This is a genomic window from Halorubrum sp. CGM4_25_10-8A (genome assembly GCF_005435025.1).
Classification (GTDB): Archaea; Halobacteriota; Halobacteria; order Halobacteriales; family Haloferacaceae; genus Halorubrum; species Halorubrum ezzemoulense.
On sequence record NZ_SGTX01000004.1, the window covers coordinates 48849 to 62369 of the forward strand.

Below are 13521 nucleotides of genomic sequence, written 5' to 3' on the forward strand. Positions count from 1 at the left end.
GAGTGTGTCGCGTCACTACGCGTTTAAGGGCTGGCACGTGGACGATGGTAACCCCGAAGATAGGGGCGAGAAGTTGCTTCAAAGACGTAGCGGGTGAGACAGCGAAAGTGGGGGCCGAGTACTGTTCGCAGGGAGCGGGCTACCAGTCGTCGAGATATCGTTCGACGTACGGATGGAGATTCTCGACCGGCGGCCGGAAGACTTGGAAGGCGCTGTGTTGGTCGTCGCCGACGATCTCCGGGTCATGGCGTTCGAAGTGACAGCGATAGGCGGTCGCGAGGTAGTGTTTCGAGTCGACACCGTCGACATCAGCCGTCTCGTAGAAGTGCTCATAGGTGCCGAGACACTCGTCGATCACGACGGCTTCACCGAGTTCCTCGGTGGCCACGCGGTGGACGGCGTCAGTGCGAGATTCGTTTTTGTGTACCGTCCCGCCGGGCACGAACCACTCGCCTTTCGCGGGCTCGTTCTGGCGTTTCCCGAGGAGTACGCCGCCGTCGTATTCGATCACGAGATCGACAGAGACGAGCGGGACATTTGCGACGATCGTCTCCCACTCGTCGTCCGAGATCGGATTGTCCGTGTCGGCCATTAGTCAAGGTAGTAGTCGACAGTCCGTTCGAGTCCTTCCTCGAAGGAGTACTGCGGCTCCCACCCCAGCGCTTCGATCTTCTCGGTGTCGAGCGCGTAGCGCTGATCGTGGCCGGCACGGTCCTCAACGAACTCGATGAGATCGTCGGACGCACCGACAGCATCGAGGATCGCCTCGGTAACCTCGAGGTTCGTCTTTTCGGCGTGGCTGCCGATGTTGTACACTTCGCCAATGCTGCCCTCCCGAAGCACGAGATCGAGTGCCCGGCAGTTGTCCTCGACGTAGATCCACTCACGGACGTTCGACCCGTCACCGTACACCGGGAGAGCTTCCCCGGCAGCCGCGTTCTGGATGAACTTCGGGATGAGCTTCTCGGCGTGTTGTCGCGGGCCGAAGTTGTTACTAGTGCGGCTGATCACCACGGGGAGATCGTGGGTCGTCTGGAAACTGTTCGCGAGCAGATCTGCGCCTGCCTTCGTTGCGGCGTAGGGATTGCGTGGGTTGAGCGGGTCGTCTTCCGAGAAGGTACCGTCGAGCACTTGCCCGTACACTTCGTCAGTCGAGATCTGTAGGTACCGATCGATACCCACCTCGTTGGCCGCATCGAGCAGCGTCTGCGTCCCTTGGACGTTCGTGCTCACGAAGGGTTTTGCGCCCTCGATGGAGCGGTCGACGTGTGACTCCGCGGCGAAATTCACGATCGCGTCCACGTCAGCAACGAGATCTGTAACGAGTTCCTGATCGCGGATGTCCCCTTCGACGAACTCGTGGCGCGGGTCGTCGAGGACCCCCTCCAAGTTCGCCTTCGAGCCCGCATACGTCAGCGCGTCGAGCGTGACGATTTCGTCGTTTTCGTGGGTGTCGAGTACGTGGTGAACGAAGTTGGACCCGATAAAGCCGGCCCCGCCTGTGACGAGAATTCGCATACTACTTTCCCTCAACAGCACCTATTTATATTTCTGTTGAAAATTCGACCTATGCGTCTTCTCGTCGTCGGAGCGAACGGACTTCTCGGTAGCAATGTCGTTCACGTCGGCCGGCAGCGCGACTGGACCGTTATGGGCACATATCATTCGACACGGCCTGAGTTTGATATCCCACTGACACAGTTCGACCTCGCAGCGTCCGAGACGTTCGACGACGTACTTGAGACACACGATCCAGATCTCGTCGTCAACTGTGCCGCGATGACGGACGTGGATGGCTGTGAAACGAACCCGGAGCGGGCGGACGTGCTCAACGGCGATGCACCGGGCGCGTTGGCGGCTCAGTGTGTGGCCAACGATGTCGAGTTCGTCCACGTTTCGACCGATTACGTCTTCGACGGCACCGCACGCGATCCGTATGGCGAGGCGGCGTCGCCGAATCCCGTCCAAGTGTACGGGGAGTCGAAGCTGGCGGGCGAGCGAGCGGTCCACGAGGCGGCCGGAGACCATCTAATCGCGCGGCTCTCGTTCGTGTGGGGCGTCCATCGGAGTTCGGGTGAGCTCACCGGATTCCCGGCGTGGGTTCGGGATCAGTTGGCGTCGGGTAACTCCGTCCCGCTCTTTACCGATCAGTGGGTGACACCGACGCGAGCGGGTCAGGCGGCTGCGACGCTGCTTGACTTGATCGACGCGGATACAACCGGGCTGTACCACGTGGCGTGTCGATCCTGTGTCACGCCCTACGCGTTCGGCGAGGTACTTGCCGACCAAGTCGGCGCAGATACAGCGCTGCTCAAGGAAGGATCGACCGACGACATCGACCGGGACGCGACGCGCCCGACGTACTCTTGTCTCGACGTGGGTGCCGTCGAGTCGCAGCTCCGTCGGCCACAGCCAACCCTCGAAGAAGACGTGAGCGAAATCTGGGACGCGGTGCGCTAGATCTCGTAGCGCTCGCGGTTTTCGAGGAAGTGGTCACGCGCCTCCTCCGGCAGATCGTCGAATCGGAGGACTCCCTGACAGCCGAGCCCCGGACACTTCATCACACGGTTGGACTCGAGTTCGTTCGCGGCGACGACGGTGCCACAGTCCGGACAGGAGTGAGTGATGATGCGCATGGTTACAGTTTGAGCTGGGAGTTCTCGCCGACGACGAGGCGACGACCTTCCGGGAGGAGCTTCTCGGCACTCTCGACGTTTGCGCCGCGTCCCAGCAGACTGTCGACGATCCGGCCCGAGGCCGTGATCTCGGAGTCGCCGATGACGACGCTGTTTTCGATGTGGATCTCTTCCAGTGTCGTGTTCGCGCCGATCGAGGTGTAGGGACCGACGTACGTCCCGCTCTTGATCGTCGTGTTCTCCGCGATGGAGACGGGCCCCCGAACGACGGCGCCGGCTTCGATCGTCGCCGACTCGTGGAGCTCGATACGCCCATCGATCTCTGCACCGTCCGCGACGGTGCCGGTGGTCGTCAACTCCGTGTCTTCGAGGACAAGCCGATTCGCGTGGAGGATGTCCTCGGGTTTCCCGGTGTCTTTCCACCAGCCCGTGACGACGTGTGAGTCGATCGCGTGACCGTCTTCGAGCAGTGACTGGATCGCGTCGGTGATCTCGAGTTCGCCGCGCCACGACGGTTCCAGATCGTCGATCGCGTCGAAGACCGCGGGCGAGAAGACGTACATCCCGATGAGCGCGAGGTTCGTCGGCGGGTCGTCGGGCTTCTCGATGAGCTCCGTGACGTTGCCCGCGTCGTCGACGTCCGCGATACCGAATGCTTGCGGGTTCTCTACCTCTTGGAGCGCGATCCCGGCGCCATAGTCGCCCGCTTGGAAACTTTCGACGAGATCCGTGACGCCCGACTTGAGGATGTTGTCCCCGAGGTACATCACGAAGTCGTCGTCGCCGACGAAGTCCTGGGCACAGCCCGCGGCGTGCGCGAGTCCGAGAGGGTCCCCTTGGACGATGTAGGTGATGTCGACGCCGTACTTCGAGCCGTCGCCGAGGAGTTCCTGAATCTCGTCACGGCCCTTGTTCCCGAGGATGACGCCGATCTCGGTGATGCCGGCCTCTTTGAGGTCGTCGATCGCGTATTCGAGGACGGGTTTGTTCGCGACCGGGACGAGCTGTTTGGGACCAGTGTGGGTGATCGGGCGGAGGCGTGAGCCCGTGCCGCCAGAAAGTAGGACGCCTTTCATGTTTCACTCATGCGGTGGTTCCTCCCAGTCTAAAGGTATTTGGTCAGTGTCATATGGGAGTCGAACCTCATCCGGCTCTTCGTAGTCGTAGAGTTCCGTCGGATAGTTAATGAGGAGCGACGGTTCGTCGCCGATCGCTTTGAACCCGTGCCAGCAGTCGCCCGGAATGCGGATCAGCTTTTGCTTGTGTTCGCCGATGACGAACGTGTCGAGTTCGCCTTGAGTGGGAGAGTCGTCGCGATCGTCGTAGATGCCGACCTTGATACGGCCTTGTGGGCAGACGAAGTGATCGATCTGGCCTTCGAGGTGGCGATGCCACGCACGAATAATACCTGGGTATGTCATTGAGCAGTAGGACATTGCAGGTTTAAGATCGTAGATATCCCAGTCCTCACGGAACAACTCAACGAGGTGACCACGTTCGTCGGTGTTCACTTGGAGATCATGTACTTCAAGATCGTGAATTACCATCTTTAGTAAGGATACAAAGTCAATCTTTATAAATCATGCCGAATTATACCCGTATGATGTTTTACTACACTTAATAGCAAATTTATATATTGGATAATACACAATTAAAACAAAATTAAGAGTATAAATATATTAGGTCAATTAATACTGGAGAACTTAGGTAATGGTAAAGAAATCTTTATAACTCTTCATGATTGAATTTGTATATGAATATTCTACGCTCTAGTCTAAAAATCTTTTCTGCGAGATCTCTAAACGTAATTATTGGATTTATTGGGATTGTGTACTTTGCAGGTATTCTTGGCCCAGAACAGATTGGTACATTTTTCCTTTTCCAAGCTCTTTTAGCTATTTTTTCAATTTTTGGGGACATCGGTATTGATGATGGACTAGAAAAGCGTATTAGTGAAAAGAAAGCGGCTGGACGCTATTTGTCGTCTGGAATCATTCTTAAGCTTGCTGTGATGTTACTAGTCTGTATTATAATATTAATGTTCAGAAACTATATTAATCAATACCTTGGTTCTCCTCTCGCATTTCTTCTCGCTATTGGAATGATTCTTCGGGAGGGAATGAACACAACGATAAAAGTTCTAAATGGTGAACATCGAGTAGGTGAAACAGCTATACTCGAGCTTATATATCAGGTTATGTGGGTAGGATTGGGTGCTATTTTTCTTTATTTCGGTTATGATTCTCGAGGAATTATATATAGCCTTCTAATTGGGTATGGATGTTCTTTGATTTGGGGTATAATGAAGATCTCAATAACAATTCGTCCTCCATCATTTGAATTTGTAAGCTCTCTTTTTGATTATTCAAAGTTCCAATTTATTTCGAGGCTAGGGGGAGAAGTTTTTAATTGGATGGACATATTTTTCATAGGTTTATTCCTAACTCAGACAGAAGTAGGGCAATATGAGATCGCTTGGAGGGTTGCGACGGTAGTTATAGTCTTCAGCAGGTCTCTTTCCGCATCAATCTTCCCAAAAATAAGCTATATGAACGAGAATGACAATATTGGTAAGGTGAATGATATTATACCAGGGCTGATCACTTTATCTGTTATTTTGGTTATCCCTGCTTTTTTTGGGACATTAGTGTATTCACAGGAGATTCTAAAATACGTCTTTGGGGATGAGTATGCCTCCGCTCGGTTAGTCCTTATTTTATTGATGAGTTACAAACCTTTCCAAGCTGTTCAAGCTATCTTGGGCCGAACTCTCCTAGCTATTGATAAGCCTGATCTCGCCGCGCGAGCCACTATTATCAGTATTATAATCAACATACTCGCAAATATTATTTTGATACCTCGATTTGGAATAGCAGGTGCTGCCGTCGCTACGATACTTGCATCATTAGTTAGCGATGCTTTACATTACTGGTACCTATCCGAGTTTATAACCATACATATACAAATCTTTAACATCTCTTGGTCAATATTAGCGTCATTAGGTATGACAGTCCTTCTTTATTGGTTAGGAAAATTAATATTGATAGATAATCTTACGAAACTTCTTCTAATGATCAGTTTAGGTGTATGTGTTTACGCTATTCTATTGATCACCTATTCACCCATTCGGCGACAGTTGAAAGTATATATCCACAACCTCCGTAAATAAAATAAGTTGTAGAATGATAAAAGGGGAAGAGGGTACTGTCGATCCACGCCTGTTCAAGAAGTGAATGTTTTATTTAATTGATGGAAAAGCTGCTATCCCTAGAGAACATGAAGCTAGCATAAGGCGCAAGAGACTGACAAGGGTCCCGTGCCACAGAGAACGTTCTGTTAACTGGTCCATGCGCAAAAGAGATCGACTTATGCGCCCTACAGCCCGGATACCGCATGTCGCGGTATCCGGGAGGGCCCGAATCGGTGAACCCCTCCTTCCCGTGCTGGCGTCCCAAGTCACAAGATCGCGTCTCCTAACAGAGCTACAAATCGCACTTGTAGGAGCGTCTAAACAAGGATCGATAATTGTAGATGTGTATCAAAAAGCATGTATTTGTTAGGAAATTTACTTCGATTGATTAGTGGCACTATTGCTTGTTTCATATATTGAAGCGTGACCTGATGCTACGTATACACGGTTTGACTGCGGGAATGTTTGTTCAACATCTCTGTTTGATATTCCCGATATTTTTGAATATGATCTGCCTTCAGATATCCAAAGAGAATTGACATAATTTGACAATAATCCAGATGATATAACATAATCAACTTCAGAAAGAGAAACTGGACGCCCTTCAGTACCCAAGTAGTTCTGGACTACCTGAGACTGGGGTGGGGCAACTAAAGATGAAGCTGTATAGGCGCTTCCTCTGTATTCCGAAATACCTTTCAGCGGATCTTGGTATCTTTGTAACGCCCAGTGGCGTGATCCTGTTACATATGTTGGGTTTTCTTTGTTATAATCATCTATCCAATTAGTCGCGGAATGTGTGGGCTGATGCCACGTGTGATTGGGTACACCGTTTATCCCTGGAATTGGATAAAGAGCTGGAATCAAAATCATCATTATAATCAATATAACAAAAAGTATCTTTCCGAGTTGGGTTCGCTCGATCCTAGAACATACAACAAAAGATACCATAGCAAGTATGCTGATTAGAATGTAAATGAAAAATGTACCAACTGATGACATAAATAGAGCAGGAACTGACGAATAAATAAGAGATCCTATGACAAATACAATTAGGTATTTATACTCTATGATACTCTTTTTTACACGCACCTGATTAATACTCAAAACTAATGAAGCGACTCCAACAATTGTAGCAAATGATAAAAACCGCGGTGCCAAGGGCGATTGTAACGGGCCAATTACTAATGCCATCCCAGCAGCGAAAAATAAATATATGCTGTCAATAGCTAATGTGTTATTATTAATTTTTTTATGTTGAGAAAGATCTAGGGCGTTCACATAGCTGACGACACCTGTGGTAACTCCGAATAGAACTAGGGGTAATGGGATCAGCCCGATCTCTGTGAGAGAACTACATGTGATCGAGCTTGATTGAGAAGGAATACATGTCACTGGTGTAGGAATTTTGCTTGATGATACGACTCCGATTATCATACTATATAGGCTAAATCCGGCTCCAGAAATTAGCTCTACTATTTGTATATATAAAAAATAAATGATAGATACGAATATACTAGCGTACAGATTTTGGATCGGAATCCATCCTAGAATTTTTGAATCCGAATTTTCATCTGTATCACTCAGTAGTTTTTGTATATTCGTGGAAACAACATAGCCGACGATAAGTAAGAATCCTATCGGATGGTACTGAGCGACCGCAAATAGAAGGATAATAGCAAGAACATGCCACCGCATATGACCTTGGGTAGATATTTTGTAAAGTATTTCAAGAGAGATGATTGCTAATGGTATGGACAGGAAGAAAGAGTGGTAGATCGAAATTGTTGATAGCCAAGTACCAAATCCAAGAGGTAAGAATATGGAAATAACAGCGACTAATCGCAATAATTTGGGATCGTTATAGTCGGAGATCGAGTTAACAAATACCACCCCACCTATTGGACTAATTATACAAATACCCAAAATCAAGGCGGCCCAAAAGTTACTTGTATCCAATACTAATTTTGTTATCCCTGAAAAAAGGGAAGGAGCAGGATACAAAGTATTACTGATTTCCCCGGTTTTGAAAACGTATAAAGCGTTCGCAGCCTTGTCATAGCTGTCTGGACCATATAATGTACCGGTCAGCTTAATTGGTAAAAAAGTGAGCAATACGCAGTATATAGTACTAGTGAAAATAACAATATAGAGGCTATTCCGAATATGACAAATATAGATAATTAGTAATCCTGTTAATATTATAATTGCCCAAATAGACCCCGGTAGATAATTTAGAAAAGAATCCTTATACGTATTATTAACGACTGATATGTATATCAGTAGTATTGATAAAAGAGTGTTTATGACTATAACTAATGATTTTTCACGGGTACCTGTTCCCTGGTTTATAAAATCTTTCATTGACTAGAACGCGAATTCTGGCTTCTTTCTATAAGTAGCCATTGGGATGACTAAACAGTAACGGATAACCCTATTATCAGCACCTCACAAAGCGTCTTCGGCTAACTGATTCTGAAGCGTGGGTTCTGTGTCGAAGCGAATCCACCGCCAATTCTCATCAGGTAATCACGGATGAATTGGTGGGAGCTGTCGCTATCGGCGACAGTCGGACGCCGAGGCGACAGCATTGCCACCCACGAAGTGGCGTCCGCGGTCAATGACTACCGGTCGAACCGGTCGTCAGGTGATCGGTTCGCGGGGACGGCCCGACACACCGCGAGAGCTGTCCATACACCCCGTCAAATCATATTGGCGAACTCCTTGTACGGCCATCATCAGAGGCGACGCTCGCCACGGCGGGGCGTCGCCACGAGTTCGTGGTGAGGATACCGCCAAACATTCTGTAACAGCAGACTCACCACGACCTACAGCAATCTCACTGTCGCGTCTCACGATGTTGTCGTCGCGATCGCTTGCTCAAACAACCGATAGCTCGACTCGATACCGAAACGTTTCAATTAATGATATCAAGCGTCGTGTGGTGTCTCGATAAACGGTGCGTCAGCGGCGTACCCGTGACGAGCCACACTGTTTTCGTCGTACCGTCCATTCAGGTACGTACAGTCGATATAGACGGAAAATCGACGGTCCAACTGTGGCCGTCGGGTCCCCCTGTCAGGTTGTTTGATGACGCGACTCTACCATTCCGAGAGTTCCTACTGAATCGTCTCAACCCACCGGATAGTCGGGACCACGTAGGCGCAGTTGTGCGCTTGAAGCAACGTGAGACACTTGCTGTCGTAGAATCTGCGATCAAGATAGACGGCCTTGACCTCGGTGTCAAGGCCGTTGAGCACACCAAGAAACTTAGCGAGGACACTGCTGGCGGTATCGCCGTCTTCGAGACGGCGCACTGCCAGCGTGTGGCGTTTGTTCTTCACACGCGCTCAGAGCGTCGCGTAGGCGTGGAACACAGTATTCCACGCTTGGCTTCCCAGCGATAAATGTTATCCGTGTCGGCTTCATCAATATAATAGGGCCGCAGGTGGAGGTCTGCGCAGACCGCTACCTGCTCAGGAAGCAGTTAGGTTAGTGACCCGTTCCGGCTCGAACTTCGTCCTGAGGTGGTAGAGGATCGTGTTGGCAGCGGGACTGTTCCGACTCCAAGCACAGAGCGTAGAGACAGAGGTCCCGTCGGCGCAAGCGCCGACAAGGAGTTCATAGATATCCTCAGCAGTAATTTCAGCGTTATTGACTAAGGAAAGTGGAACCTCTTCGTCAAGACGGTTGACGAGAAAATTAAGAAGCTGGTCCTCGTGAATCTCACTGCCTGCTTGCTGGGTCATAGACACACCTTCACCAACCAGACGTTCTAACTAAGTGGCGATGGGAAGTACTAATTTTATTTCTTGTTCTACAATAGAAATATGGCGTAATATGAGTGTATCTAACCGTCAGGACCGATTACCACGTTCACCTACGAGTGATATTTTTTAATCCGTCATATGATAATACATTATTGTATATTAGACGCCATAGAATATAGAGTTCGGATGCAGGCCATGATCCACCGGTCGTATGGATACAGTCTACTTCCGTGTAGTGACGCACTAGGCGTAGTAAGGTGCGATCGTGATGCCAGCCTCGCCAACCGCCATCAGAGCGATGCCAAAGATCGAGTGGTAAGACCTTAACGCTCCTACCAATCCGTTTCATGCGCATCGAATATTCAACACCATATAGGTGCCACCCAGGACACAAAGATGGTGAGAATTTATATTTATCAAATACATCCCGGTGAATGATCAGAAGAAGTTCATCTAATGTTTCCACTTCTGTTGGTTCGGATATAGGGGTTCCGCGCTCCCACTCGCAGTGGTCCGGCCCATGGTGAATGGTATTGACACCCTCTGCACTGTATTTCCCAGTTTCTCGAACGCCTGCTGCACCCGCTATACCAAGATCATCGATATCACTAAGATAACTCACTGCTTTTGAAAGGTAAGATTTGGGCAGCTTCACATCTTGGTGAATGAAAACTAAATATTCTCCTGAAGCCCTTCTGGCTCCTTCGTTTAAAGCATCAGAAGCGGAGTCATACTGCTGTTTTTCGTTGTTAATAAGCACTGTCTCATACTTACTATATGTTTGCTTGTCTATACCATCTAATAGATATTCAGACAAAACTTCTCGGTCATTATATACAGAAATGATACTAAATTTCATTTGTATTTTCTATGATTTGTAAAACTATTGGTGTATTGTATTTATATACAAAACTGTCGGTTTTGAACGTTAAGAATCGTATCATTTCCATTTTTACTCATTTCTATATTGCCTTTTCGTCTTATATTCTGGTGGACTGTTTTCTTGTAATTAGTAGTCAAGTCAGATATATAGATGATCTATTAAATAACTTTTGAAATAAATTGATTATGATTAATTAGTTGTATAGTTTCATTAGACGTGAATCCGACAACTCCGTTATCTGGGTAGAAATCGAAGAGACAGATCGGTGTGAGATCCGAAATCCGTCTCTACACGCGTTTTACGGTAGCTAAGGCAAAGTCAGTTGTCGCAAATTCGGACGAATCCGCCTTCCGCTTCAAGATCGGCGGGTTCACTGAGTGGGCGATGCTCACCTTACATACACTATGTATCGAGCTGGGCAAATCCTACGGTGTCGCAGTGGATTTGCTCTCAGAAATGCCCGGTGTGCTTGAAGAGATCGGACTCACTAGACCCCTACACTACACGGTGCTTCACACGTGGTTTGAGCGGATTCTGACCAAGACGTAGCATGCGTTTCTCGGCTGACGCGCCGAGAAACACACCGGGCAAGCTGTTATCGATTCGACTGGCTTTGACCATGAATGATCAGCCTAGCCGCCACTACGCCAACTACACGAACTACTGCGTTTGAACGCTGTAAGTCACAGACTGGAGGTGAATATAAAACAAATCTAATATACCCTACCACACATTATCATCAACCGTCATTTTGAATTGTCACTATATATTCTTTGAATACGAGCTATACTCTATTCAATACAGCTCATGATTATATCATCAATAACAGTTGCATATTTGTTTATACTATATTCCTCCACGCATCTGGACCTCGCTTGACGTCCTAGGTCTACCCGTAATTCCTTATCTTGGAGTAGTTTGAGGAGACCAGTCCTTATCGCGTCTACTTCATCTGGCGGAACTACCAGTCCACCTTTTCCAATAATTTCTGGAATGTCAGAGACAGATGTTGTGACGATCGGTTTTCCCATTGACATGGCGTCAAAGAGTTTTGCTGGTAGCTGGCCTACTGAACTTGCTGTATCGCGTTGAGGCACACAAATAATATCTGAAGCAGCTATGTATTGAGGGAGTTTAGAGAAGGGCTGTATGCCCTCGTAGAAAATCTGATAGCCGGAGCTATCGGGAAGTTTCTGTATCAACTCATGATTTCTTTCTGCCCCGACAAGGACAACTGCGAACTCTTCGTCCGGAATTTGATTACATGCCTTGATCAACAAACCTAGACCTTTGTGAGGTCTGGGAGTGCCTGAGAACATTATTATTCTTTTTTGAGTGGGTAGATTCAGTTCTTTTTTCATTTTCTTTTGATCGAATTTTTGCGGGTCGAATTGGGTAGTATCTCGTACATGCGGGACTAGTGTTCCACCAAATTTATTCTGAAGAAACCGGTTTGAGACTGTTATTGAGTCTGCTTTCTTGTGAATTTTTTCGAGAAAACGGATAAAATACAAACTATTTATTTCTGCTGACCGTACGATATTCCACAGATAGGTTCCTATTCGGCTTTCGTTAGTATACAGAAACCCTGACTCCCAATCGTCAATATCCAAAATTAGTGGTTTGCCTGTCTTGTACTTTGCGAGAAGTCCAATCCCGAAACTGCTTACGAGAGGTTTCGAAGCGTATAGTACATCACCCTCAATTTTTCTGATGATTTCACTAATGTCAAATATAAAACGATAAGATCTCGAACTTGATCGAACCGATTTGTATTCGAACCTATCTCTCATTGGATACCAAACCTCATCACTGAATTGAGGGCCAACGATCTCAACCTCGTGATTGCGTTCGATAAGTGAGGCCAGTAAACCAACACGCCCCAAACTATTCATCGATAGGTCATTCGCTAGGATTGTAACCTTCATGGCAATTCTTTAAGAATCTAAATTGAGGGATAAGTCAGTTTCTCGTATTGAGTGATATTTAGTTGGATAATTAATATGGTGTGCCACTAATTCTCAATATTGGATTAACTAGCCTGATCTGTTCTTAGCTCTGCTTAAGACTTTGTGGGAACATAATTCCTGGGTATTAGCGGAGTATATTCTTTATTGGGCTCTTCATCTATCATCTGCGAGCAAAATATTATTTAAAATTTCTAATGTTTCTCTCTATTTCGGTAAAAACACCGCCAATCCCCTCATTCATGAAGACATTCTTAGCACCGTTGAGCTTTGAAGTTGAGAGATAAACACTCAGCAGGAAAGAAGCTAAAATAGATTTAGGAGTTAGACTAGATCGCCAACTGTTGCGGAGCAAACGTTCGAAATGCTCTGGAAACCATGTCTGTCTCTTGTGTGGAAAATATCGAAAATATTCTGAGTTAACAGCAATAGCTGATGCTAACTGATTGTATTCGAGCCCAGATTTCCACATGGCATATTCAAAACTGAGCTGATCACGTTCTGGTCCCTGGTGGTATTCTTCCCACCACGTATCCATACTCCGTTTGACTGACGTATTTTGATGATTTCGCAGCAACACTCTCGTTTCACTAAGACCAAAATTCTTAGGAAAGCCGTCACGTTCATACTTTTGGAGTAGTGCTTGTGTCACCTCCGGTTCAATAATACCTCTCTCCATCAAAGCTTCTGCTTCGTTATAGATGCAGCTTCGATAGGGATGCTCCGGTACCGCCAAGTTGAAATCAATTAATTGCTCTTCAAGCAGTTTATCTATGTCCCCCGTTATTCCGATATTCGCATCTACCCAAATGCTTTGATGATATTCTGGGAAGTAGCGGTGTGGAAGAGTTTTTACTTTCCCACTTTTCAACTTTGGAGACAAGGTTTGTTCAGAAAGAGTCCTCACATTCCATGGCTCCGGTATCTTTTCAGGTGAATCTGTGAAGCATACGAATTCGAGGCAATCATTCAAGCATTTCGGTGGAAGTACAACATCGTAATCGCCAAATACAGCGGTATATACAACCGTTTTAGAGCCCTCTTTCATCTCCCTAATATTGCGTTGAGTTCGGCC

At 47.6% G+C, this 13521-nt stretch carries 11 protein-coding genes and 2 pseudogenes; 3 read left to right on the forward strand and 10 right to left on the reverse strand.

The window, feature by feature from the left end; all coding sequences use genetic code 11:
* Nucleotides 1–139: 139 nt before the first annotated feature.
* Nucleotides 140–592 (reverse strand): GDP-mannose mannosyl hydrolase, encoded by a 453-nt coding sequence (locus tag EXE52_RS06170; RefSeq protein WP_137703529.1) that lies wholly within the window; start codon nt 590–592, stop codon nt 140–142.
* Entirely contained in the window at nt 592–1518 is a 927-nt protein-coding gene (gene rfbB / locus EXE52_RS06175) for a dTDP-glucose 4,6-dehydratase (RefSeq protein WP_137703530.1), read from the reverse strand. Before rfbB ends, EXE52_RS06170 begins: the two co-directional genes overlap by 1 nt.
* A 51-nt stretch (nt 1519–1569) precedes the next feature.
* Here rfbB and rfbD point away from each other — a divergent pair, with 51 nt between their 5' ends.
* Nucleotides 1570–2460: a dTDP-4-dehydrorhamnose reductase gene (gene rfbD, locus EXE52_RS06180; RefSeq protein ID WP_137703531.1), complete on the forward strand. Its 891-nt coding sequence runs from the start codon at nt 1570–1572 to the stop codon at nt 2458–2460.
* Here rfbD and EXE52_RS06185 read toward each other — a convergent pair.
* Genes EXE52_RS06185 through EXE52_RS06195 form a run of 3 tightly spaced genes read right to left on the reverse strand, consistent with a single transcriptional unit; the run spans nt 2457 to nt 4183 of the window.
* A complete protein-coding gene (locus tag EXE52_RS06185; RefSeq protein ID WP_100050322.1) occupies nt 2457–2636 on the reverse strand; it encodes a hypothetical protein in 180 nt (59 codons plus the stop codon). The two genes, rfbD and EXE52_RS06185, sit on opposite strands and share 4 nt — an antisense overlap.
* A 2-nt stretch (nt 2637–2638) precedes the next feature.
* Nucleotides 2639–3712, reverse strand: a complete 1074-nt coding sequence (locus tag EXE52_RS06190) for a glucose-1-phosphate thymidylyltransferase (protein ID WP_137703532.1) — start codon at nt 3710–3712, stop codon at nt 2639–2641.
* A gap of 3 nt (nt 3713–3715) precedes the next feature.
* The gene (locus EXE52_RS06195) at nt 3716–4183 is read right to left on the reverse strand and encodes a dTDP-4-dehydrorhamnose 3,5-epimerase family protein (RefSeq protein ID WP_137703533.1); all 468 of its coding nucleotides are present in this window, start codon (nt 4181–4183) and stop codon (nt 3716–3718) included.
* Between the two features lie 206 nt (nt 4184–4389).
* On the opposite strand from EXE52_RS06195, the gene EXE52_RS06200 reads away from it, so the two are divergent.
* Nucleotides 4390–5805, forward strand: a complete 1416-nt coding sequence (locus EXE52_RS06200; RefSeq protein WP_137703534.1) for a polysaccharide biosynthesis C-terminal domain-containing protein — start codon at nt 4390–4392, stop codon at nt 5803–5805.
* Nucleotides 5806–6201: 396 nt separating this feature from the next.
* Here EXE52_RS06200 and EXE52_RS06205 read toward each other — a convergent pair whose 3' ends face one another.
* The 3 genes and pseudogenes from EXE52_RS06205 to EXE52_RS06215 form a co-directional block, all read right to left on the reverse strand.
* Entirely contained in the window at nt 6202–7941 is a 1740-nt protein-coding gene (locus EXE52_RS06205; RefSeq protein WP_137703535.1) for a hypothetical protein, read from the reverse strand.
* A gap of 509 nt (nt 7942–8450) precedes the next feature.
* Nucleotides 8451–9581: pseudogene (locus tag EXE52_RS06210) on the reverse strand (ISH3 family transposase).
* 121 nt (nt 9582–9702) lie between these two features.
* Entirely contained in the window at nt 9703–10455 is a 753-nt protein-coding gene (locus EXE52_RS06215; protein WP_137703536.1) for a glycosyltransferase family 2 protein, read from the reverse strand.
* A 291-nt stretch (nt 10456–10746) separates the two neighbouring features.
* Between EXE52_RS06215 and EXE52_RS06220 the strand changes: the two are divergent.
* Nucleotides 10747–11149 (forward strand): annotated as a pseudogene (locus tag EXE52_RS06220) (IS5/IS1182 family transposase); the annotation flags it as partial.
* 121 nt (nt 11150–11270) lie between these two features.
* On the opposite strand, the gene EXE52_RS06225 reads toward EXE52_RS06220, so the two are convergent.
* Both EXE52_RS06225 and EXE52_RS06230 read right to left on the reverse strand, forming a co-directional pair.
* The gene (locus EXE52_RS06225) at nt 11271–12407 is read right to left on the reverse strand and encodes a glycosyltransferase family 4 protein (RefSeq protein ID WP_137703537.1); all 1137 of its coding nucleotides are present in this window, start codon (nt 12405–12407) and stop codon (nt 11271–11273) included.
* 220 nt (nt 12408–12627) lie between these two features.
* Nucleotides 12628–13494 carry a glycosyltransferase domain-containing protein gene (locus EXE52_RS06230; protein WP_137703538.1) on the reverse strand — a complete coding sequence of 289 codons (867 nt, stop codon included), beginning with the start codon at nt 13492–13494 and terminating at the stop codon, nt 12628–12630.
* Nucleotides 13495–13521: the final 27 nt, after the last annotated feature.